The organism is Streptomyces flavofungini (assembly GCF_030388665.1).
In the GTDB taxonomy this organism is placed as follows: Bacteria; Actinomycetota; Actinomycetes; order Streptomycetales; family Streptomycetaceae; genus Streptomyces; species Streptomyces flavofungini_A.
Window position 1 is genome coordinate 6,597,078 of record NZ_CP128846.1, and the last position, 18,946, is coordinate 6,616,023.

The 18,946-nt window shown below is 74.3% G+C and carries 20 protein-coding genes and 1 tRNA gene; 7 read left to right on the forward strand and 14 right to left on the reverse strand.

Features of this window, described 5'->3' with window-relative positions; translation table 11 throughout:
* Positions 1-13 precede the first annotated feature (13 nt).
* Both QUY26_RS28140 and QUY26_RS28145 read left to right on the forward strand, forming a co-directional pair.
* A complete protein-coding gene (locus tag QUY26_RS28140) occupies positions 14-757 on the forward strand; it encodes an HAD family hydrolase (protein ID WP_289956116.1) in 744 nt (247 codons plus the stop codon).
* Between the two features lie 61 nt (positions 758-818).
* On the forward strand, positions 819-1,040 hold the full coding sequence (locus QUY26_RS28145) for an FmdB family zinc ribbon protein (RefSeq protein ID WP_289951420.1): 222 nt from the start codon (positions 819-821) through the stop codon (positions 1,038-1,040).
* Between the two features lie 83 nt (positions 1,041-1,123).
* Here the strand turns inward: QUY26_RS28145 and QUY26_RS28150 are convergent, their stop codons facing one another.
* The 5 genes from QUY26_RS28150 to QUY26_RS28170 form a co-directional block, all read right to left on the reverse strand.
* Positions 1,124-2,098, reverse strand: coding sequence for a sugar kinase (locus QUY26_RS28150; RefSeq protein ID WP_289951422.1), 975 nt, complete (start codon positions 2,096-2,098; stop codon positions 1,124-1,126).
* 17 nt (positions 2,099-2,115) lie between these two features.
* The gene (locus QUY26_RS28155) at positions 2,116-2,739 is read right to left on the reverse strand and encodes a bifunctional 4-hydroxy-2-oxoglutarate aldolase/2-dehydro-3-deoxy-phosphogluconate aldolase (protein ID WP_289951424.1); all 624 of its coding nucleotides are present in this window, start codon (positions 2,737-2,739) and stop codon (positions 2,116-2,118) included.
* A gap of 58 nt (positions 2,740-2,797) precedes the next feature.
* Positions 2,798-3,319, reverse strand: a complete 522-nt coding sequence (locus tag QUY26_RS28160; protein ID WP_289951427.1) for a DUF4383 domain-containing protein — start codon at positions 3,317-3,319, stop codon at positions 2,798-2,800.
* A 204-nt stretch (positions 3,320-3,523) separates the two neighbouring features.
* Positions 3,524-4,984 (reverse strand): hypothetical protein, encoded by a 1,461-nt coding sequence (locus QUY26_RS28165; protein ID WP_436840420.1) that lies wholly within the window; start codon positions 4,982-4,984, stop codon positions 3,524-3,526.
* Between the two features lie 71 nt (positions 4,985-5,055).
* Complete coding sequence (locus QUY26_RS28170) at positions 5,056-5,838, reverse strand: DUF4097 family beta strand repeat-containing protein (protein WP_289951429.1); 783 nt, start codon at positions 5,836-5,838, stop codon at positions 5,056-5,058.
* Between the two features lie 270 nt (positions 5,839-6,108).
* Here QUY26_RS28170 and QUY26_RS28175 point away from each other — a divergent pair.
* A tRNA-Val gene (locus QUY26_RS28175) sits at positions 6,109-6,180 on the forward strand.
* A 676-nt stretch (positions 6,181-6,856) separates the two neighbouring features.
* Here QUY26_RS28175 and QUY26_RS28180 read toward each other — a convergent pair.
* Together QUY26_RS28180 and QUY26_RS28185 are read right to left on the reverse strand one after the other, a co-directional pair.
* Complete coding sequence (locus QUY26_RS28180; RefSeq protein ID WP_289951431.1) at positions 6,857-7,165, reverse strand: hypothetical protein; 309 nt, start codon at positions 7,163-7,165, stop codon at positions 6,857-6,859.
* A gap of 94 nt (positions 7,166-7,259) precedes the next feature.
* Positions 7,260-8,330 (reverse strand): GlxA family transcriptional regulator, encoded by a 1,071-nt coding sequence (locus tag QUY26_RS28185; RefSeq protein WP_289951433.1) that lies wholly within the window; start codon positions 8,328-8,330, stop codon positions 7,260-7,262.
* A 176-nt stretch (positions 8,331-8,506) separates the two neighbouring features.
* Here QUY26_RS28185 and QUY26_RS28190 point away from each other — a divergent pair, with 176 nt between their 5' ends.
* Both QUY26_RS28190 and QUY26_RS28195 read left to right on the forward strand, forming a co-directional pair.
* Positions 8,507-9,376 carry a S1 family peptidase gene (locus QUY26_RS28190; RefSeq protein WP_289951435.1) on the forward strand — a complete coding sequence of 290 codons (870 nt, stop codon included), beginning with the start codon at positions 8,507-8,509 and terminating at the stop codon, positions 9,374-9,376.
* Between the two features lie 69 nt (positions 9,377-9,445).
* Entirely contained in the window at positions 9,446-10,486 is a 1,041-nt protein-coding gene (locus QUY26_RS28195; RefSeq protein WP_289951439.1) for a GlxA family transcriptional regulator, read from the forward strand.
* On the opposite strand, the gene QUY26_RS28200 is transcribed toward QUY26_RS28195, so the two are convergent.
* The 3 genes from QUY26_RS28200 to QUY26_RS28210 form a co-directional block, all read right to left on the reverse strand.
* A complete protein-coding gene (locus QUY26_RS28200) occupies positions 10,437-11,075 on the reverse strand; it encodes a hypothetical protein (RefSeq protein ID WP_354670712.1) in 639 nt (212 codons plus the stop codon). The two genes, QUY26_RS28195 and QUY26_RS28200, sit on opposite strands and share 50 nt — an antisense overlap.
* Before the next feature lie 108 nt (positions 11,076-11,183).
* Positions 11,184-11,516, reverse strand: coding sequence for a hypothetical protein (locus QUY26_RS28205; RefSeq protein ID WP_289951441.1), 333 nt, complete (start codon positions 11,514-11,516; stop codon positions 11,184-11,186).
* Positions 11,517-11,761: 245 nt separating this feature from the next.
* A complete protein-coding gene (locus QUY26_RS28210; RefSeq protein ID WP_289951442.1) occupies positions 11,762-12,118 on the reverse strand; it encodes a hypothetical protein in 357 nt (118 codons plus the stop codon).
* Positions 12,119-12,252: 134 nt separating this feature from the next.
* Here QUY26_RS28210 and QUY26_RS28215 point away from each other — a divergent pair, with 134 nt between their 5' ends.
* Positions 12,253-12,477: a DUF2277 domain-containing protein gene (locus tag QUY26_RS28215; RefSeq protein WP_289951445.1), complete on the forward strand. Its 225-nt coding sequence runs from the start codon at positions 12,253-12,255 to the stop codon at positions 12,475-12,477.
* Positions 12,478-12,604: 127 nt separating this feature from the next.
* On the opposite strand, the gene QUY26_RS28220 is transcribed toward QUY26_RS28215, so the two are convergent.
* Positions 12,605-13,234, reverse strand: a complete 630-nt coding sequence (locus QUY26_RS28220; protein WP_289951447.1) for a DedA family protein — start codon at positions 13,232-13,234, stop codon at positions 12,605-12,607.
* Positions 13,235-13,509: 275 nt separating this feature from the next.
* Here QUY26_RS28220 and QUY26_RS28225 point away from each other — a divergent pair, with 275 nt between their 5' ends.
* On the forward strand, positions 13,510-14,052 hold the full coding sequence (locus tag QUY26_RS28225; protein WP_289951448.1) for a superoxide dismutase family protein: 543 nt from the start codon (positions 13,510-13,512) through the stop codon (positions 14,050-14,052).
* A 153-nt stretch (positions 14,053-14,205) separates the two neighbouring features.
* Here the strand turns inward: QUY26_RS28225 and QUY26_RS28230 are convergent, their stop codons facing one another.
* From QUY26_RS28230 to QUY26_RS28240, 3 genes are all read right to left on the reverse strand, one after another.
* The gene (locus tag QUY26_RS28230) at positions 14,206-14,667 is read right to left on the reverse strand and encodes a DoxX family protein (RefSeq protein WP_289951449.1); all 462 of its coding nucleotides are present in this window, start codon (positions 14,665-14,667) and stop codon (positions 14,206-14,208) included.
* A 71-nt stretch (positions 14,668-14,738) separates the two neighbouring features.
* Positions 14,739-16,847, reverse strand: a complete 2,109-nt coding sequence (locus QUY26_RS28235) for an FAD/NAD(P)-binding protein (protein WP_289951450.1) — start codon at positions 16,845-16,847, stop codon at positions 14,739-14,741.
* A gap of 316 nt (positions 16,848-17,163) precedes the next feature.
* Positions 17,164-18,915 (reverse strand): DUF7800 domain-containing protein, encoded by a 1,752-nt coding sequence (locus QUY26_RS28240; RefSeq protein ID WP_289956123.1) that lies wholly within the window; start codon positions 18,913-18,915, stop codon positions 17,164-17,166.
* Positions 18,916-18,946: the final 31 nt, after the last annotated feature.

Sequence of the window (18,946 nt, forward strand, 5' to 3'; positions counted from 1 at the left end):
GCTCGGCCTGCGCATGCCCGACGCCGAGGCGCCGCGGCTGCTCTGCGTCGAGGTGTACGAGGGCAAGCCCCTGTCGTACGTCACGGAGGCCGCCGCCGCGCTCCTCGTGGAGCTGGCCGAGCGCACCGCCTTCGTGCCCACGACGACCCGTACCCGCGAGCAGTACCACCGCATCCATCTCCCCGGTCCCGTACCGGAGTTCGCGATCTGCGCCAACGGCGGGCACCTCCTCGTCGACGGCGAGTCCGACCCGGCCTGGCGCGCCGCCGTCGACCGCCGCCTGGCCGCCGAGTGCGCGCCCCTCGCCGAGGTCCGCGCCCATCTTCTGCGCACCGCCGACCCGTCCTGGCTCCTGAAGGAACGCGTCGCCGAGGACCTGTTCGCCTACCTCGTCGTCGACCGCGCGCTGCTGCCTCCCGGCTGGGTCAAGGAGCTCGGGGGGTGGGCCGCCGGACGCGGCTGGACCGTCTCCCTCCAGGGCCGCAAGATCTACGCCGTGCCGCGACCGCTCACCAAGAGCGCGGCCGTGCGCGAGGTCGCCCGCCGCACGGACGCCCCCGAGGTCCTCGCCGCCGGCGACTCCCTCCTCGACGCCGACCTCCTCGAAGCCGCCGCCCGCTCCTGGCGCCCGTCCCACGGCGAACTCGCCGACACGGGCTGGACGACGCCGGGCCTGACGGTGCTGCCGGAACAGGGGATCGCGGCGGGTGAGGAAATCCTCCGTCGCTTCCTGGGCAGGCCCCCGACGCCCGCGTAGCCCTGGCGGCAGCTGGTCCGCCCAGGCACGCAGGCCGCCCCCACCGCCGTACCCTGTCCCCATGCCCCGATACGAGTACCGCTGCCGCCCCTGCGGCACCACCTTCGAGCTGACCCGCCCCATGGCGGAGTCCTCCGCCCCGGCCACCTGCCCCTCCGGCCACGAGGACACGGTCAAGCTCCTCTCGACCGTGGCGGTGGCAGGCGCGGCCTCGGCACAGGCCCCGGCCCCGGCGGCCAGTGGCGGTGGAGGCGGCTGCTGCGGGGGCGGCTGCTGCGGCTGACGCGCGGACGCCGGACGGGCGGGTAGCCGGACGGGCGGGCAGGCGGACGGGAGCCGGACGGGCGGGTGGACAGGCGGGCGGGGCTAGCGCAGCACCGTCCCGTCTCCGCCCTCCAGCATCCCCAGCTCCCCCCGCGTGGGCGCCCCTTCCCAGTCCCCCCGAGAGGCCACGGCGAACGCCCCCGTGGTGACCCCCCGCTCCAGCCGCTCACCCACACCCGCCCCGTCGAGCAGCGCGGACAGATACCCGGCGACGAAGGCGTCCCCCGCCCCCACGGCGTCCACGGCCCGTACGGCCCGCGCGGGGCAGTGGAGTTCCCCGTCCGGGGTGTACGCGGTGGCCCCGCGAGAGCCGAGCTTGACGACGACCTCGCGCACGCCGAGCCCGAGCAACAGCCCGGCCCGGTCGGTGATCTCGCCGGGAGCACCGTCGGCGGGCAGGCACAGCGGCAGTTCGTCGTCGGAGGCGACGAGCACGTCGACGTAGTGGACCCAGTCCCGAAGGGCCGCCCCGGCCTCTTCGTGACTCCACAGCCGGGAGCGGAAGTTGACGTCGAGGCAGACCCGCACGGAGTGCTCCTTGGCGAGCCGCAGCGCCCGCTCGCAGGCGGCCCGCGGACCGGCCCCGAGCGCCGGGGTGATCCCCGTCAGATGCAGCACCCGGGGCGGCGGCCCCGCGGCGAAGGCGTGCTCCACGGCGTCAGGGCCGAGCCGCGAACCGGCGGACCCGGCACGGTAGTAGTGCACCCGCGTCACCTCGGGCAACCGCGGCTCGAACAGCAGCAGACCTGTCGGCGCGCCGGCGTCCCTGGCCGCCCCGGAGATGTCCACGCCCTCGGCCCGCAGCGTGCGCAGCACCAGCTCACCGGCCTCGTCGTCGCCGACGGCCCCCGTCCAGCGGACGGTGTGCCCGAGCCGGGCCAGGCCGATGGCGACGTTCGACTCGGCCCCGGCGACGGACACCGTCATCGACCCGCCGAGCTTCAACGGCCCGTCGCCGCGCAGGGCCACCATGCTCTCGCCGAACGTGAGGACGTCCGCCCCGCCCGGGGCGCTCACGCCACCACCGGCGGCCCTCACCCGCACACCGTCACGAACCGCGCGGCCCGCGCCCGCAGCGCCCCGACGTCCCCGCCGTCCGCCGCGTCACCGACCAGCGGCGAGCCGACGCCGACGGCGACCGCGCCCCGTTCCAGGTACTCGGCCGCGGCGGTCGCGTCCACGCCGCCGACCGGCACGAACGGCAGATCGGGGAACGGCCCGCGCAACGCCTTCAGATACGCAGGGCCGCCCACGGCCGACGCCGGAAAGATCTTCAGGGCACTCGCGCCCGCCGCCTCGGCCGCGATCACGTCCGTCGGCGTGAGCACCCCCGCGAGCACGGGAAGCCCCCGGCCGACGGCGGCGTCGACGCCCGGTCCGAGCCCGGGCGTCACCACGAGGTTCGCGCCCGCCTCCGCCGCCCGCGCCGCGTCGTCCGCCGTGAGGACCGTGCCCGCCCCCAGCCACGCGTCCGGCCCCAGCTCGGCCCGTGCCCGGCGCAGCACACCCAGCGCGTCGTAGCCGCTCAGCGACACCTCGACCAGCGGCACACCGCACTCGACCAGCGCCATGACCGTACGGAACGACGCGTCCGCGTCCGTGCCGCGCACGATGGCGACGAGCCGCCGCGCCCGCAGCTCCTGCATGAAGTCGACCATGCCCTCAGGCTCGCACAGCGCCGCGGACGTATCTCGGCGCCCCAGGGCCACGACCAGGTCAGGTTCTGTCCGGGTGCCGCGCCTTCCAGTACGGGTTGTCGTGCGGCAAGGTCGCGCTGACGCGCCCGTACATCCCGAAGAACATCAGGAGCACGCCCACCACAAAGCTGAACAGCACGTTCTGGATGCGGAACGCGAGGAAGTTGAAGCTGCTCTCCAGCAGGGCGAGATTGACGAAGCCGCTGAGGATGAAGGCGATGCCGAGGACCATGTTCAGCGTCGACGCGAAGTTGCCGCCGATCACCATGCCGGCGAACAGGAGCAGCCCGACGCAGATCGAGAGGACGCTCAGCGCCCCGTTGGTGTTCAGGCCCGCCACGGTGTCGCCGCGGGTGTCGAAGAACCCGATCTTGTCGATCAGGCCGAGGACGCCGAACGCGAGCAGGACCAGGCCCATGAGTCCGGCGCCGAAGCGGTAGATCCGGCTCAGCCGGTGGTCGACGGGCAGCTGCTCGTCAAGGGTGACGTGCCGCCTGCGGCCCTTGGACCGAGAGCCGGGGTGAAGTACGTGCGTGGCCATGTCCGCCTCCCTGAATGCGCGCGGAAGACCCGTCCTTCGTCCTTCCAGGATCCGCCCGGAGGCCGCAGAGCGCCAACAAGAGGACGGTTGACCAGCGCATTCGCGGTTTCACGCCGGGGCCGGGGCCGGGGGCGGGGCGGGGCGGGGGCCGGGGCCGACCGGACGGGTCGGCGCGCCCGCAGCCCTGCTGGACCCGGCCGTGCCCTAGGCGCCCTGCCCCCGCTCCTCCCGGATCTGCGCGACGACCCGCGCGACGGTCGTGCGCACCCCTTCCGTCTCGGTCAGGAAGTGCCAGTAGTCGGGGTGGCGGCCCTCCAGGGAGGCGACGGCGCGGTCCAGACGGGCCACCGAGTCGTCCAGGGGACGGGCGTGGCGCGGGTCGGGCTTCTGGCGGCCCGCCATGGCGAGGCGCTGGGCGTCCCGGACGGCGAAGCGGGTGCGTTCGATCTCCGCCTGCGGGTCCTTCGACACGGCGTTCAGACGGCGCAGCCGGTCGCCTGCGGCGGACACGGCCTCGTCGGTGGAGTTCAGGAGCGCCCGCACGGTGGAGAGCAGGGCCGTGGCGTCCGGCCAGCGCTGGTCCTCGCGGGCCCGCTGCGCCTCCTTCAGCTTGGTCTCGGCCTGCCGCACGCTCTCCTCGGCCTGCTGCGGCACCCGCTGGAGGTCCTGCCAGCAGGCGGCGGTGAACCGGCGCCGCAGCTCGCTGAGGATCGGCTGCACCTGCTCGCTGCGGGTGGTCAGGGCCTGCGCGCGCGTCCGCAGCGACACCAGACGCCGGTCGATCTCGCGGGCCCGCTCCGGCAGCCGCTCGGCTTCGGCACGGACCGCCTCGCCGTCCCGTACGACACGGTCGGCGCGCTGCAGGGTGTCGGCGACGCCGTGCTGCCCCGCGCCCTGGTTCAGCTTGGTCAGCTCGGGGGCGAGCGCGGCGAGGCGGCCCGCCAGGTCGTCGGCCTTCAGGCCGGCGGCCCGGACCGCGTCCAGGGCGTTGCTCGCGGCGAGCAGGGTCTGCCGGGCGCGCTCCACGGCCGGGGCCAGGCGCGCGAGTTGGGTCTCGGCCCTGTCGAGCAGCGGCGAGAGGCCCTGCGAGAACCGGTCCAGGTCGTTCTTGGCGTTGCCGAGCGCGTCCTTGGCCTGGGTCAGCTCGGCGCGGGCACGCGCGGCGGCCGACGTCTCCAGGTCGTCGCGGTCGAGGTCATGGGCGTCGACGGCGGTGATGTACTGGTGGCTCACCTCGTCGATGCGCCGCCCGAACGCCTCGAAGTCGGCGGCGGCCTTGCGGGCGGCGGGGGAGGAGTCCACGGCCGCGATGGTCTCGATGGAGATCCGCAGGTCGCGCTGCGCGGTGTCCAGCTCGTAGAACGCGGCGGCCGCGGCGTCCTTCGCGGCCTGCGCCTCGGCCCGCACGCTCTCGCCGCGCCCGCCGAACCAGCGCCGCGTACCGCCACCGGCGAAGGAGGCGGGCAGGGTGGCGGCGAGCAGCGGGAGGGGTAGCAGGACCAGGGCGAGCGTGTCACCGGCGGCACGCAGGGTCGGGCGTGGCCGCTGCCGAGTTCGGCCACCGCCGGCCGCGCCGGCGCAGCGCGAGACGACGGCATCCGCGGCGTCCACCGCCAACGACGTCCATCTGTTCCCTGTGTACGGCCGCGGAGGTGTCGCCGTCACTGTCCCTCTCCCGTGCTGTTCGCCCTGCCCGGTTCATTCTCCCACCGGTTAGAGACGAACACACGGGCCGGTCAGTTCGCGCTGCGCACTGTGACGTTGCCGTCGGCGCTCCGCACGGACACGCGATGAGGGCTGCGGTCGTCGCGGGGGACGGTGATGTCGGTGCCGCCGTCGACGGTCTCGGTGTCGACGGCGTACGACACGGCTCCACCGCGCCCGCCGCCCTTCCCCACAGGCAGTGCGATGTCCACGGACCCGTCCTGGCTGCGGGCCCGGAGCCGGTCGGGCGCGGAGGAGAGGTCGAGCCGCACGGAGCCGTCCTGGGAGGTGGCGCTGACGCGCTTCGAGGTGACGCCGACGGCACGCACGGACCCGTCGACGCTGCGCAGGTCGAGGGGCCCGCTGACGTCGCGCAGGCGCACGGACCCGTCCGCCGTCCGCACCCTCAGCGGCTCGCGGAACCCGGTGGCCGTCACCGAGCCGTCCTTGTTGACGACGTTCACGGCGGTGCCGCGGGGGACGACGACGCGGTGCTTGGCGGAGCAGTTGCTGATGACGCCGCTGCACTTCATGCGCAGCGTGAGCCGGTCCCCGTCCATCTTCCACGTCACCTTCGGGCTCTTCCCGAGCACGGTCCGCCCGTCGAACCACCGCGTCACGCGCACGTCCTCGGCCCCCGCGTCGCCCGCGACCACCAACTCCAGGGCCGAGTCGTCGGAATCCACCGTGAGGGTCCGCCCCGACAGCGCGAACGACCGCTGCTCCGGATCGGTGTCGTCCGAGGCGTCGGCCCCGCACGCCGCGACGAGCCCGACGACGGCACTCATCGCCCCCATCGCGACCAGAACCCGCATCCCACGCGGACTCCGCCCCTGCCCCGGATTCCGCCCCTGCCCCGGACGACGACTGCGGACGGCCATAACGCTCTCCCCTGCTCTCACCCGCCCACAGCCCTTGCCGCGAGCACAGGACGACGCTACGAACCCCCGCCCGCCGACCCCATCCGGCCGCCTACCGCATCCAAGGTGGGGCCAGCCCCCGCACGACCCGGGACCCTCCGCCCCCACCCCCGCCAGCGGTTTGCGAGCCCGACCCACCGGCAAGGTAGGCTGTCGGAACATTCCGGGCGCGTAGCTCAGGGGTAGAGCGCTGCCCTTACAAGGCAGATGTCGGCGGTTCGAAACCGTCCGCGCCCACCCGGAACGAAGACCCTCGGCCGCTCAGGGCTGGGGGTCTTCGGCGTTCGGGTCCGATGTCAGCGCACCCTGCCCGGCCCCCGACAGGCGCGGCACCGCTCGCTGCACACCGTTCCTCTTCTTCGGCATGTTCCACACGTGCCAGGGGAAGTGGGCTGCCGTATTCCACGATCGAGCCGATACCGGCAAACACGATGAGTGAGATATCGATCGATGCGGCCAGGGTGAAGGCGCCTCGAGAACCTGCGGACCGGCCCAACGAGGACGGAGCGCGGAAACCGGCGCGGCCGGGCTGCTTGGGTCCTGAGCGTCCTTCACGATCCCCGGCGCGACGGTGGCTTCGTACCCTCGCAGCGTCGAGGTGCGTCGGTATACGGCGACGTACCTCTCCTGTACGCCACGATGGTCGGCAGCGAGTTGCCGACGTCAAGTCCGCTGCTGCGAGCGGATGCCCCGCAGCCGGCTCTTCAGGTCGGCCGCCGGGCGCCTCGTTCGCGATGTCCTCTCCGGCCTTCCACCGCCCCCACTTGGCGTATCCGCGGTGCGTATCCAGGCGCCACGCGGTGTGCTCGCAGTCGGTGAAGAGGCAGGCGATCTCGTCGAACGGGATCAGGCCCGGCACCCCGGCTACTCCTTGTCCTGCGGTTCGTCGGACGGTTCGGCGTCACGGGGCGCGCTACGGGCCGGTGACGTCGTCGGGCAGCTTGCTCTCGTCGGTGTCCCCGGCCTGCTTGCCGCTCGACCGCTTCTGGTCACCGCGTGTGGCTGCCGCGTCGGTGACCAGCGTGGTGTAGTCGTCCTCCTTGACCCCGTCGCACGTGCCCGGTCGGCCCGTGCCGCCCTCCGCGTACTGCTGCTCCAGTGCCCGGGCGCAGTCCTCGACGCGGTCCTCGTACGAGGAGTGGTTCAGCCAGAGGATGAGGCCGGTGATGCCGGCGGCGATGGTGAGGGTGGAGGCGGGGATGAAGATGGTCGAGCGGCGCATGGGTCCCCCCGGGGGCGGGTGTTGAGGGCCCGGAGCGTAGCGGCGCGGTCGGTGTGATCGGGCGGGAACGGCCCCAAGGCGTACGGCTCGACGGTCAGTTCGGGGGGCGGGGCGGCTCGGGGGCCGGGGTGAACAGGTCCACCAGGGTGCGGAACGCCGTGCGGTACGCGGTGGGCGTGGTGCCGTTGAGGCGTTGGAAGTGGTGGCGGAGGTTCGCGGGGGTGCCGAGGCCCGTGCGGGTCGGGATCTGTTCCACGGGGGTGTCCGTGTGTTCCAGGAGCCACTGGGCGTGGCGTACGCGGGCGCGCAGGAGGTACTGGAGCGGGGTGAGGCCCGTGTGGACGCGGAAGCTTCGGTTCAGGCTGCGGACGCTGGTGTGCGCGTGGGCCGCGATGTCCGCGAGTGTCAGGGGGCGGTGGAGGTTGGCCTCCAGCCAGGTGGTGGTGGGGGCGAGGGCGGTGGTGGTGGCGTCCGGGGGCGGCGGCTCTTCGGCTCGTGGGGTGGGGTGCGCTTCGGTTCGCGGGGTGGGGTGCGTTTCGGTTCGTGGCTGTGTGGGGGTGTCCGCGCGCAGTGCCTCCGACGGGTTCGGGAGCATCAGGAAGAGCTGGCGGTCCGCCTCCCGCGCCGCCTCCTCGCCGTGGTCCTCCTCGATGATGCACACGCAGACGTCCTTGCCGCCGAGCACGCCCGCGGAGGTGAGGAACTGGCCGTCGGCCACCGGCCAGTCGGTGAGGTCGACCTTGATCCGGGGGTGGCGGCGGGCCAGTTCGGGCGCGTGGGACCAGGCCGTGGTGGCGCGGCGGCCGTCGAGGAGGCCGGTCGCGGCGAGGGCGAAGGTGCCGGTGCCGATGGTGGCGACGCGGGTGCCGCGGTCGGCGGCGGCGCGCAGGGCTTCGACCACGGCGGGGGGTGGTGGGGCCGGGCAGTCGCCGTACCCCGTGACCAGTACCGTCCCCGCGTCCTCCAGGCCGTCCAGGCCCCGCTCCGGCGTGACGCGGACCGGGCCGGGCGGAGCGGTGGTGACCGCGTCCCGCACGGCGCACACCCGCAGCTCGTACGGTGGGCGCCGGTAGAACGTGCGCGACGCCGCGCCGAACAGCAGCGCAGGGGTGCTGAGCTGGGGTGCGGGCACCCCGTCGAGCGCGAGCAGCGCGACCACGGTCATGGCCAGAATTTAGCCCAGGGTGGCAGCAGACCGCTTTTTCCGGGCCTCCGGGCTCACGGAGCATGGAGCACACACGGGGGAGACCACGGCGACGCCTGGTCCCACCGCACGTGTGTTCCACACGTTTACTCCGCACGTTCGTTGCGCATTCCGCGTACCAGGTGAAGGGCACCTCCATGTCTGCTTCCGCCACTCCGGCCACTCCCGCCTCCCGCCGTCCGTCCCGCACCGCACGCCGTGTCCTCGGCGGTCTCGGTGCCCTCGGCGCGGCCACCGCCCTGTGCGCCACCGGCCTCACCGGCAGTGCCCAGGCCATCGTCGGCGGCAAGGACGCCACCAAGAAGTACCCGTTCATGGTGTCGATCCCGATGACCTTGGAGAAGGAGGACGGCACCAAGCTGAAGGGCGTGTGCGGCGGGACCCTGATCCACCCCCGGTGGGTCGTCACCGCCGCCCACTGCGCCCAGGACGACTTCGTGGCCAAGCCCACCGGGAAGGTCCGCATCGGCAGCGACCGGCTCAGCTCCGGCGGCACGGTCCGCACCATCGTCAAGAAGGTGGTCAACCCCGCGTACGACATCGGCGGCGACAAGCGTTCCCACGACGACATCGCCCTGCTCCGCCTCGACCGGCCCGTCACCGAGTACGCCCCGATCCGCATCGCCGACCGTGCCCCGAAGGTCGGCGCGCACACCCGGATCCTCGGCTTCGGTACGACGGTCGACAGCACCGACCTGGAGGAGTGGAAGTTCTCCGAGCGCCTCCAGGAGCTCGACACCCGCAGGGCCGCGGCCGACAAGTGCCTCGACATCAAGGGCGAGACCGAGCTGTGCACGCAGAGCCGCGTCCGCAACGCCATGGCGTGCAACGGCGACTCCGGCGGACCGCAGGTCCAGCGCATCGGCGGCCGCTGGCAGCTCGTCGGCGCCACCTCCGGCGACGGTGACGCGGCCGTCGACCGGCGCTGCGCGGGCGGCCCCGGGATCTACACCTCCGTACCGGCGTACAAGAAGTGGATCGAGAAGACGATCGCCACCCAGCGCTGACGTCGAGCGGGCGGCATGCCCGGTGGCCTCCAGCGGATGCGGATCTTGCGGATGCGGATAATGCCGGGTATGTCAGTCATCGCGCTGCTCGTCCTCGACGGCGTCCCCGCCCACCAGCTCACCACCCCCGGCCTGGTCCTGGACGCCGTCGCCCGCAGCGCCCCCGGGGCCGCGTACGAGCTGCGGGTCTGCGCGGTCCCGCGCACCGTCACCACCGCGAGGCCCGCCCCGCTGACCGTCACCGCGGACCGGGGTCTCGACGGGCTGGACGGGGCCGGGACCGTGCTGGTGGCCGGGCACGACGGGTTCAGGGACGAGCCGCCGCCGGGCGTGGCCGAGGCCCTGCGCGCGGCGGTCGGCCGGGGGAGCCGCGTGCTCGCCGTCGGCACCGGCACGTTCACGCTCGCGGCGGCCGGGGTCCTCGACGGCCGCCGTGCCACGACCGAGTGGAGCCACGTCCCCGAACTGGCCGCGCGCCACCCGCAGGTGGCGGTCGACCCGGCGGGGACCCTCGTCGTGGACGGGCCGTTCCGCACGTCGGCCGGGTTCCTCGGCGGGCTCGACCTGTGCCTGCGGTTCGTCGAGGAGGACCACGGCGCCGACGTGGCCGCCGCGACCGCACGGCAGCTCGTCCTGCCCGTGTACGAGGACGCCGGGGCCGCGCGCGCCGAGCTGGACCGGGCCCTCGCCGAGACCGGCGGCCTGGAGCCGACCGTCCGGTGGCTGGAGGCGTCGTCGCACGGGCCGCTCACCCTCGCCGACATCGCCACGCACGCCCGCCTGAGCCCCCGCACGCTCGACCGCAGGTTCCGCGCGCACACGGGCCTCAGCCCGCTCAAGTACCTGCTGCGCGTGCGTCTGGACCGGGCGCGCGACCTCCTGGAGCACGACGACGCGACGATCGAGGAGATCGCCGCGCGCGTGGGGTTCGGCTCGTCGGCGAGCTTCCGCAGGCACTTCCGCGACGCGACCGGGCGCACGCCCCGGGACTACCGCGCGGCCCAGGACCCCGGCACGCCCCGCGGCCCGGGGGGCGGCGCACGGCCCGGGGCCCCGGCGGCTAGCGGACGGCCCGCGCGGACTCCGACTGAAGATGGGCCTTCGCGTTGATCAGGGCCCGGGTGCGCAGCCGGCGCCACTCGGCGAGGTCGCCGCGGTGGCGGGCGCGGACCTCGGTGAGCGGCTGCTCGCGGAACGCGGCTTCCGGCTTGAGGTTGTTGACGACCGTGGAGACGCGGAACCAGCGCCGCTGGTCGCCGTAGAGGGTGCGCTGGGCCGAGGCGAGGCAGCCGTCGGTGTGGGCGCGTACCGAGTGGCCGGTGGGCAGGGTCAGGGACAGCTCCGTGCGGCCGGTGCCGAACAGGGCCCGTGCCACCCGCTGTTGCTCGGCCGCGGACGCGGGGCGGCTGCCCGGCTGCGGCGGGGTCAGGCCCTTGCGGGTCAGACAGGTGTCGGTGAGCCGCTGCTGCGCCGTCTTGATCGTGTCGTCGGGGGTGAGCGCGGGCGTCCGCTCGGCGGGCGGGGCGCAGCCGACGGCCAGGAGGGTGAGCAGCAGGAGGGGGAGGGCCGCGAGGGCACGCAGGCGCGGTACGGGCAGGTGCGCCCCGGCTTCTCGGGCCTCTCGGGCCCCTCGGACCTCACATCCCTCACGGACCTCATATCCCTCACGGCCCTCTGGTGGGGTGGCTTCTCGGCGCATGCGGGCGGCTCCTGGGGCTGGTTCGGTGCGCGGTGCATGCGCACCCTCCCCACGGACCGCCGGGCCAATCGCCTTGTCACCCGGACCGGTGAGCGGCCGGTCCGCACGTCAGCCGCGGCGCTGCTGCGCCGACGGGTGCGTGCGCCGGTACCTGCGGTCCCAACGCTCCTGCCGGGCCCGCCGGATGCGGTAGTCGCGGTACGAGGAGGGGATGCCCCCGCCCCCGGCTCCGCCGCTCGCGCCGCCCGAGCTCCCGGCGCCGCCCGCGCCGGGCCCGCCGCCCGCGCCGGGCCCGCCGCCCGCGGGTCCCGGCCGGGCGGAGCCCTTGTCGTGGTGGCGGACGAGGAAGTAGACGAGCGCCGCTGCGGCCACCCACAGCAAGGGCTGCTGGAAGCCGAGGGCGATCAGGACGGCCAGTACGGCGACGATGAATACGTTCATGGCTGAACCTCCGCTCGCTGGACGCGGGCAGCCGGGGTCGCGGGACATCAGCTGGGACCGATGACAGCTGTGACGGATGACGGCCGTGATCGATGACAGCTGCGGTCGATGACAGGGACCGCACAGGCCGCGGGGCGGGGCGGCTCCGGAGCGCGGGCCCGCTGTCACGGGGTCGTACGAGGGCTCGTTCGACCCTTGTACCGGGAGTCAACGCCCGCTGACACCGCCTGTCAATGCTCCTGGGCTCAGGCGTCGGGCGAGGCTTCCCGGGGGTGTTCGTGCGCGTGCTTGAGCAGCATCCGAGTATCCACCGTGTCCGGGCCCGAAACCTGCTCCCAGAAGCGGTGGCAGCTCACGAACACCGCGAGCTCCCGCTCCCGCGCGCGCAGTTTCTCGACCTCGGCCTGCTCGTCCGGCGTCCAGCCGGGGGAGGCGGGACGCTCGACCTTCCGCCAGCCGTTGTCGTCGCTGAAGCCGTCCAGGGGCTCGACCGACCAGGGCAGCCGTCGCAGCAGGGCGTGCAGCTCCGACCTGACCTGGTGCAGTTCCTCCTGGCCGGCGAGGAGGTCGCTCGGGAACTCGTACGCAGGGGTTGCGGGCACGCCGCAATGGTACTCCTGTTCGAATTCATGAGGCGAGGGGTGCGGTGGCGTGTCGGCCGAGCCGGGTGGTGCGTGTGTCGGTGCGTTTGTGTGAGTGGTTCCCGTCGGGGCCGCGTACGCGCGAAGCTGGAGGCATGTGCCGCAGCATCAAGACCCTTCGCCCGCCCGCCCTCCCCGAGAAGGCCACCGACGACGAGATCCGGGCCGCCGCGCTCCAGTACGTGCGCAAGGTCTCCGGGTTCCGCGCCCCGGCCGCCCACAACCGCGAGGTGTTCGAACGCGCCGTCGACGCCGTCGCCGAGGCGACGGCGGACCTGCTCGCCCACCTGGAGGTGCGAGGGGCGCGCGCGGCGTCCTAGAAGAAGGCGCCGCGTGCGTGGCGCCGTGAGCCGTCGGGGGGTTGTCCGTCAGCGGTCGTCGGGGGGTGTCCGTCAGCGGTCGGGTGGGGCGTCCGCCGACGGTCGGGCGGGGATGCCCCGCCGGCGGTCAGGCGGGGGCGTCCGCCGCGGTCTCCCGCGGCCGCCGCACCAGGAAGGCCGCGCCCGCCCCCGCCAGGAACAGCGCGAGGACCGAGACGCCGGTGGCGAGCCACGTCGCGCCCAGCCACTGGCCGCCGAAGTAGCCGAGCCCCACGCTGTAGCCGGCCCAGGCCACGCCGGCGAGCACCGACCAGGGCAGGAAGTCGCGCACCCGGCGGTGCGCCGCGCCCGCGCCGAGCGAGACGATCGAGCGGCCCGCGGGCGCGAAGCGGGCGATGACGACGAGGACGCCGCCGCCGCGCGCGAGCGCCGTGCCGAGCCGTTCCTGCGCGCTGGTCAGGCGCCGGGAGCGGGCGATGGCGCGGTCGAGGCGTTCGCCGCCGCGCCAGGCGAGGCGGTACGCGACGAGGTCGCCGAGCACGGACGCCGTCGCGGCGCAGAGCATGAGCAGCAGGATGTCCGGCACGTCGTGCGGGACCCGCCCGGTGCCGGAACCGGCGGCGGCCGCCGCCGTGGCCGCGGTGATGACGAGCACGCCGCTCGGCAGCAGCGGCAGAAAGACGTCGAACAGCACGGAGAGGGCCACGACCGCGTAGATCCATGGGCTGCCGGTCAGCGCCCCCACACTCTCCAACACCGAAACTCCCCCGTTGTTTCTCCCCGGTCGGCAACTCGTCGCCGCGATGTCGCGGGGAGCGGCGGGTGGCGGCCTGACAACAGCTGTACAGCGTACGCCGGACCCCCGGCCGTAGATCCACTGGGGGCTCAGATGTTCGCTACATCACGTTCACCCGGCTGCCCTCTCCGACGCGGCACGCACCTCTGAAGTCCCGTACGAACGGAGCAGAAGCGCACACAACGGGCGCCCAATCACAGACAAGTCGACAAGTAGGAGAAGGGGAGAACTCGACAATGGTGGCAGGGATACTCACCGCGGCCGTGGCGGCCGCCGTGCTCGCCGCGAGCGGCGGAGCACCGGCCGACGGCGGCGACTGCGTGCGCGCGAAGGGGCGGTTCGCGCCGTCCAAGGCGCTGTCGCCCGCGCTGACCTACGACCGGAACCTCGTGCCTCCGGGCGCCCGCATCGAGGTGACGCAGCGCCACGAACGGTCCGGCACGCGAGTCGCCCTGCGGGTGCGTGGCCTGAAGCCGGGACACGCGTACGGCGTGCACGTGCACCAGAAGCCGTGCGGCACGGACCCGGCCGCGGCGGGCGGCCACTACCAGCACCGCCGTGACCCCGTGCAGCCCTCGAAGGACCCGGCCTACGTCAATCCGGCCAACGAAGTGTGGCTGGACTTCACCGCACGCCCCGACGGCTCGGGTGCGGCCGCCGCCGTCCACTCCTGGGGGTTCAGGCCGGGGCAGGCGTCGTCGGTGGTGCTCCACCGGGAGCAGGGCGGCGCCGGGGACCGGGTGGCCTGCTTCACGGTGCCGTTCGCACCGCGCGCCTGAGCGGACCGCGCGCCTGAGTGGACCGTGCGTGTGAGCGGACCACGCGCGCAGCCGGGCGGCGGCGCGCTGAGCGGAACGGACATGAAGGCGCCCCCTCCTCCGTACCGGGAACCACATACGGAGAAGGGGGCGCCGCTCACGCGGACCTTCGGGTCAGGCCGCGATGGGCGTGCGCTCCGCGTCCGCCGTGTCCTTCGCCTCGCGCTCGCCGCGGGCCGCCGCGATCACGCGGTCGAGGCTGAACGCGCCGGACCCCGTGAAGACCAGGAGCAGGAAGACCCAGCAGAACATCGCGGAGGCCTCGCCGCCGTTCTGTATCGGCCACAGGGCCTCCGGCTGGTGGACCTTGAAGTACGCGTAGGCCATCGATCCGGACGAGACGAGCGCGGCGCCGCGGGTGCCGAGGCCCAGCAGGACCAGGCTGCCGCCGACGAGCTGGATGACGGCCGCGTACCAGCCGGGCCAGGTGCCCGCGTCGACGGTGCCGCCGCCGCCGTCCGTGCCGCCGAGGACGCCGAAGAGCGAGGCGGCGCCGTGGCAGGCGAAGAGCAGGCCGACGACGATGCGGAACAGGCCGAGGGCATAGGGCTGGGCGCTGTTGAGACGTCCAGTCATGGTGGGGGACTCCTTCGGTCTTGACTCGGTTTGGGGACGGGAACCGATCGAAGACCCAAGATTAGGTCCGCCTAATTAGTACTTGCAACTTCAACATCTGAGTGTTTCGTGAGAATCGGCCGTATCCAGCCGTCGCGGGCGTCCCCGGCGTTCAGCGGCCCGGCCGGAACCGCCGTGGCCCCGGCCGGAACCGCTACCTCGCCCGAGGCCCCCGCCCCGCCCGAGGCCCCCGCCCCACCCGACCCGACCACCCCACCCGACCCGACCGCCCCGCCCGAGACCGCCGCCCGCAGCGCGGCCCGCGCCACCGCGTCCGCGTCGGACAGTGTGACCGAGTCCACCCCGGGCCTGGCCCCGGCCGCCGTCACCCAGTGCACCCCCTCTGTCGGCACCCCGAACGCGAACACCCGCGCGTGGGCCCGGCCCCGGCTGTCGAGCACGCGGTAGGGGCGGGGCGTGACGTCGAGGCCGCCCGTCTCGTGGCCGTCGACGGTGTGCGGGCGGCACCGGCCCGACCGCAGCAGGCCCGCGAGCAGCGCGTCCCCGGTGCGCCGCAGATCGGGCTCGGGAAGGCGCGCCTCGACCAGCGTGGTCACCCGCACCCCGGACCCGGGCACGTCCGGCGAGTACGCGTGGAACGCCCCAGCGGACTCATCGCCTCCGCCCTCGACTCCCGCGCACCGCACTTCGAGGCGCGGCCCCAGCACCTCCACCACCCCCGCCTCGATGAGAGCCGTCAGCTCCTCGATGCGCCGCCGGGGCGGGCCGATGGACAGGAACGCGTTGAACGGCGTGTACCAGCCGTCCAGATGGGCCCGGCGCGAGGCGCCCGCGAGGCCGCCGTGGTCGACCACGAGCCGCAGTTCGTTGCGCAGGTCGCGGAGCACGTCGAGGGCGGCCTTCAGGGGCCCGGCGACGTTGCCGAGCGCGGCCTGCGCGGCGTCCTCGCGCAGGTGCCCGAGCAGCCAGGAGCGGAAGTCGGCGGGCGAGCGGAAGACCTGCCCCGCGTACGGGCGGGCGAGGCGCTCCCAGGACCACCGGTCGTCGCCGGAGAACCCGAACGCGTCCAGGACCAGGGACTCCTCGGGGCTGCCGTGCGCGGTGTCGAGGAAGCGGTCGCGGAAGGCGGCGGCCCGCCCCGCCGCACCGGCCGCCGCGAGGCGCGCCTCGTAGTGGACGGTCTCCACCTCCTTGGCGACCAGCGGCCAGACCTCGGCCAGGAAGTCCGGCGCGTCCCCGCTGTCGGCGCGCTTGCGGAAGCGGGCGATGGCTTCCGGGGTGAGCACGGCGGGCCGGTGCCGCCCGTAGGGGCCCTTGGCGTTGTCGCCGCGCGCCTGGTACGGCACGCCGCGCCGCGAACCGGCGTACAGGCGCGGCTCCTTGCCGGACGCCGCATAGCGCAGCCCGCCCCGCTCGTCGGGGACGAAGCGCCCGCCGCGCCCCGACGTCAGGAGCGCCATGTGGTCGAAGAAGTTCAGGCCGAGGCCGCGCAGCAGGACCGGCTCGCCCGGGGCGACGGAGGTGAGGTCGACGTCGGCGGGGTTGGCGGGCGGGACGTGGCGCAGGCCGTGGCGGTCGGCGTACGCGGAGAGCGCGGCCCGGTCGCGGTCGGCGGTGTCGGGCAGATGGCCCTGCGCGAGGACGACGGCGGCGAGCCCCGATATCTCCCGGGAGTCGTCGAGGACGAGGGTCTGCGCGCCCCGGCCAGGGACGCCGTCGGCCTCGTCGGACTCGTGGAGGCCGACCGCGCGTGCCGTGTGCGTACGGACGCGGACGGAGCCCGGGGCGGCGCGCACCGTCTCGGCGAAGAACCACTCCAGATAGCGGCCGTAGTCGGCGCGCGTCGGGTAGTCGTCCGGGCCGAGCCCCGGTATGTGCCCGCGCGCGGCCCACTCGTACAGGCTCGGGCCGGACCGGATCGGCCCCGCGCAGTCGACGCTCGCGTCGGTGAACAGCGTCACCTGGGAGGCGACGGTGTTCATCAGGAGCTCCCGCGACTGGGCGGTGCGCCACACCCTGCCGGGCCCCGGCGGCGCCGGATCGACCATGTGCACCGTCAGCCGCGCCCCCGGTGGAAGCAGCTCGGCGGCCGAGGCGCACAGGCGCTCAAGGACGCTGGTGCCGCGCGGCCCCGCGCCGACGACGGCTATGGAGTGGTCGACGGTCGCAGCAGCAGACAAGAGCGTGACTCCCGGTACGGACGGGGCGAGGACCGGCTCATCATGCCGCCGGGAACACCGTTGCCGAAGCCCGCTTCGGAGGATCTCCATCCGGTTGTGTCCTGAGTCACGGCCAAGGCGGACATCTCCGCTGCCCGTAGGAGGTTCGCCCCGTCACACGCGTACCTGCATCAACACCACACACAGGACGCGCGGAACTCCCGGGAACGGAGCGCGGGCCCCGGCCGGACTCGCAGACCGGACGCACCTGAGATCCCGGACGCACCTGAGATCCCGAACGCACCTGAGGTCCCGAACGCAACCTGACGCTCCGGACTCAAGGCGCGAGGGTCGTCCGCTCCACTGTCTCAAGGCGCTCCCCGCCGCCCTTCTCCGCCCGCGCCCGGTCCAGGCGCAGCTCCGCCGCACGCCCGCGCAGCGTCAGCGTCATCAGGTGGTTGCCGAACCAGGGGCCGCCCGTCCTGCGCCAGTCCACGGCGGAGCGCGGGAGCCGTCCGTGCCGCGCGAAGCGGCGGCCGAGGGCGCGGCCGACGCGGCTCCAGCCGAAGCGGAAGCCGAGCCTTATCGAGGCGGGGATGGAGTTGTGCACCGGCGAGCAGGTGAGCTGCAGGACGCGGGCGTCGGGGTCGGTGCCCGTGGGCCAGGTGGGCTCGGCGACGTACGCGTGGTGGACGTCGCCGGACAGGACGCAGACCGTCGCGGGCGCGTCCGCGCCGGAGCCGGCGTCGGCGATCAGGGCGGCCAGGGCGTCGAAGGACGTCGGGAAGGCGGCCCAGTGTTCGAGGTCGGCGCGTCTGCGCAGGTCCTCGCCGAAGCGGGCCCAGCGGGCGCCGCGCTCGCCCCGGCACAGGGCGGCGTTCCAGCCCTCGGCGTCGTGGATGAGGTGGGGGAGCAGCCACGGCAGGGACGTCCCGATCAGGAGGTGGTCGCAGCCGCCCTCCAGGGCCTGCTCGCGCAGCCAGGCCGCCTCGCCGGGGGCGAGCATGGCGCGCCTGTCCTCGTCGAGGACGCGGGCGGCGCGGGTGTCGACCATCAGCAGGCGCACGCGGCCGAAGTCGCGGCGGTAGCTCCACCGGGATCGAGCGGGGGTCGGCGCGGAGCGCCACGCTTGAGGGGCGGTGGTCGGGTGCCGGGCGGGCGGGTCGGCGTCGGCGGTGGCGGCGTGGGCGCGCAGGGCGTCGGTGCCGTCGGGGGTGGCGCGGACGGCCGCGAACAGCTCGTCGCGCTCCAGCTCCTCGGGCGGCAGGTTGCCCAGGTGCTGGTACACCCAGTACGACATCAGGCCGCTGAGGACGCGCTCGCGCCACCAGGGTGTGGCGCGCATCTCGGCGAGCCAGGAGGCGCTGGTGTTCCAGTCGTCGATGACGTCGTGGTCGTCGAAGATCATGCAGCTGGGGACGGTGGAGAGCAGCCAGCGCACCTCGGGGTCGAGCCAGGACTCGTAGTAGAGGTGGGTGTACTCCTCATAGTCCGCGACCTGGTCGCCCGGGGGCTCGGAGAGGTCGCGGCGGGCGGCGAGCCAGCGGCGGGTGGCCTGGGAGACCTCGTCCGCGTACACCTGGTCGCCGAGGAGGAGCAGCACGTCGGGGCGCGGGGCTGCGGGGTCGGCGGCGATGCGGGCCGCGAGGGTGTCGAGGGCGTCGGGGCCGACGGGGTCGTGCTCCTTCCCCTTGCCTGCCGTGCCCCGGTGGCCCAGGTCGTGCAGGTGGGACGTCTTGGCGGGCGGCGCGGCCCACCGGCAGGAGCCGAAGGTGACGCGCAGGGCGGCTGCGTCCTCGCCGTCCCCGCCCGGCGTGCGGATCGTGCTCGCGGGGAAGGGCGAGTCGGGCAGCGGCCACACCGGAGTGGCGTCGAGCGTGACCTCGTAGGCCGTGTCGGTCCCCGGGCGCAGCCCCTCGACCGTCACCAGGGCGTAGTGGTGCCCGGCCACCTGGAAGGTCCTCGCCGTCCCGCGCGTGCCGTCGGCGCAGCGCACCTCGGCCGTGCAGGGCCGGTCGGCCTCGACCCAGACGGTCGCCCGCGCGCCGTCGACGTACCTCAGCAGTGGACCCAGACGCAGCCGCGCCACAGTGATCACCCTCCTCCGTCGCCCCGTACGG

What these genes read in the sequence shown, in the direction of transcription:
- QUY26_RS28140 (WP_289956116.1), top strand. Translation starts at nt 14, where the DNA reads ATGCCCGACGCCGAGGCGCCGCGGCTGCTCTGCGTCGAGGTGTACGAG.
- QUY26_RS28145 (WP_289951420.1), top strand. Translation starts at nt 819, where the DNA reads ATGCCCCGATACGAGTACCGCTGCCGCCCCTGCGGCACCACCTTCGAG.
- QUY26_RS28155 (WP_289951424.1), bottom strand. Translation starts at nt 2,739, where the DNA reads ATGGTCGACTTCATGCAGGAGCTGCGGGCGCGGCGGCTCGTCGCCATC.
- QUY26_RS28160 (WP_289951427.1), bottom strand. Translation starts at nt 3,319, where the DNA reads ATGGCCACGCACGTACTTCACCCCGGCTCTCGGTCCAAGGGCCGCAGG.
- QUY26_RS28170 (WP_289951429.1), bottom strand. Translation starts at nt 5,838, where the DNA reads ATGCGGGTTCTGGTCGCGATGGGGGCGATGAGTGCCGTCGTCGGGCTC.
- QUY26_RS28180 (WP_289951431.1), bottom strand. Translation starts at nt 7,165, where the DNA reads ATGCGCCGCTCGACCATCTTCATCCCCGCCTCCACCCTCACCATCGCC.
- QUY26_RS28185 (WP_289951433.1), bottom strand. Translation starts at nt 8,330, where the DNA reads ATGACCGTGGTCGCGCTGCTCGCGCTCGACGGGGTGCCCGCACCCCAG.
- QUY26_RS28190 (WP_289951435.1), top strand. Translation starts at nt 8,507, where the DNA reads ATGTCTGCTTCCGCCACTCCGGCCACTCCCGCCTCCCGCCGTCCGTCC.
- QUY26_RS28195 (WP_289951439.1), top strand. Translation starts at nt 9,446, where the DNA reads ATGTCAGTCATCGCGCTGCTCGTCCTCGACGGCGTCCCCGCCCACCAG.
- QUY26_RS28200 (WP_354670712.1), bottom strand. Translation starts at nt 11,075, where the DNA reads ATGCGCCGAGAAGCCACCCCACCAGAGGGCCGTGAGGGATATGAGGTC.
- QUY26_RS28205 (WP_289951441.1), bottom strand. Translation starts at nt 11,516, where the DNA reads ATGAACGTATTCATCGTCGCCGTACTGGCCGTCCTGATCGCCCTCGGC.
- QUY26_RS28215 (WP_289951445.1), top strand. Translation starts at nt 12,253, where the DNA reads ATGTGCCGCAGCATCAAGACCCTTCGCCCGCCCGCCCTCCCCGAGAAG.
- QUY26_RS28225 (WP_289951448.1), top strand. Translation starts at nt 13,510, where the DNA reads ATGGTGGCAGGGATACTCACCGCGGCCGTGGCGGCCGCCGTGCTCGCC.
- QUY26_RS28230 (WP_289951449.1), bottom strand. Translation starts at nt 14,667, where the DNA reads ATGACTGGACGTCTCAACAGCGCCCAGCCCTATGCCCTCGGCCTGTTC.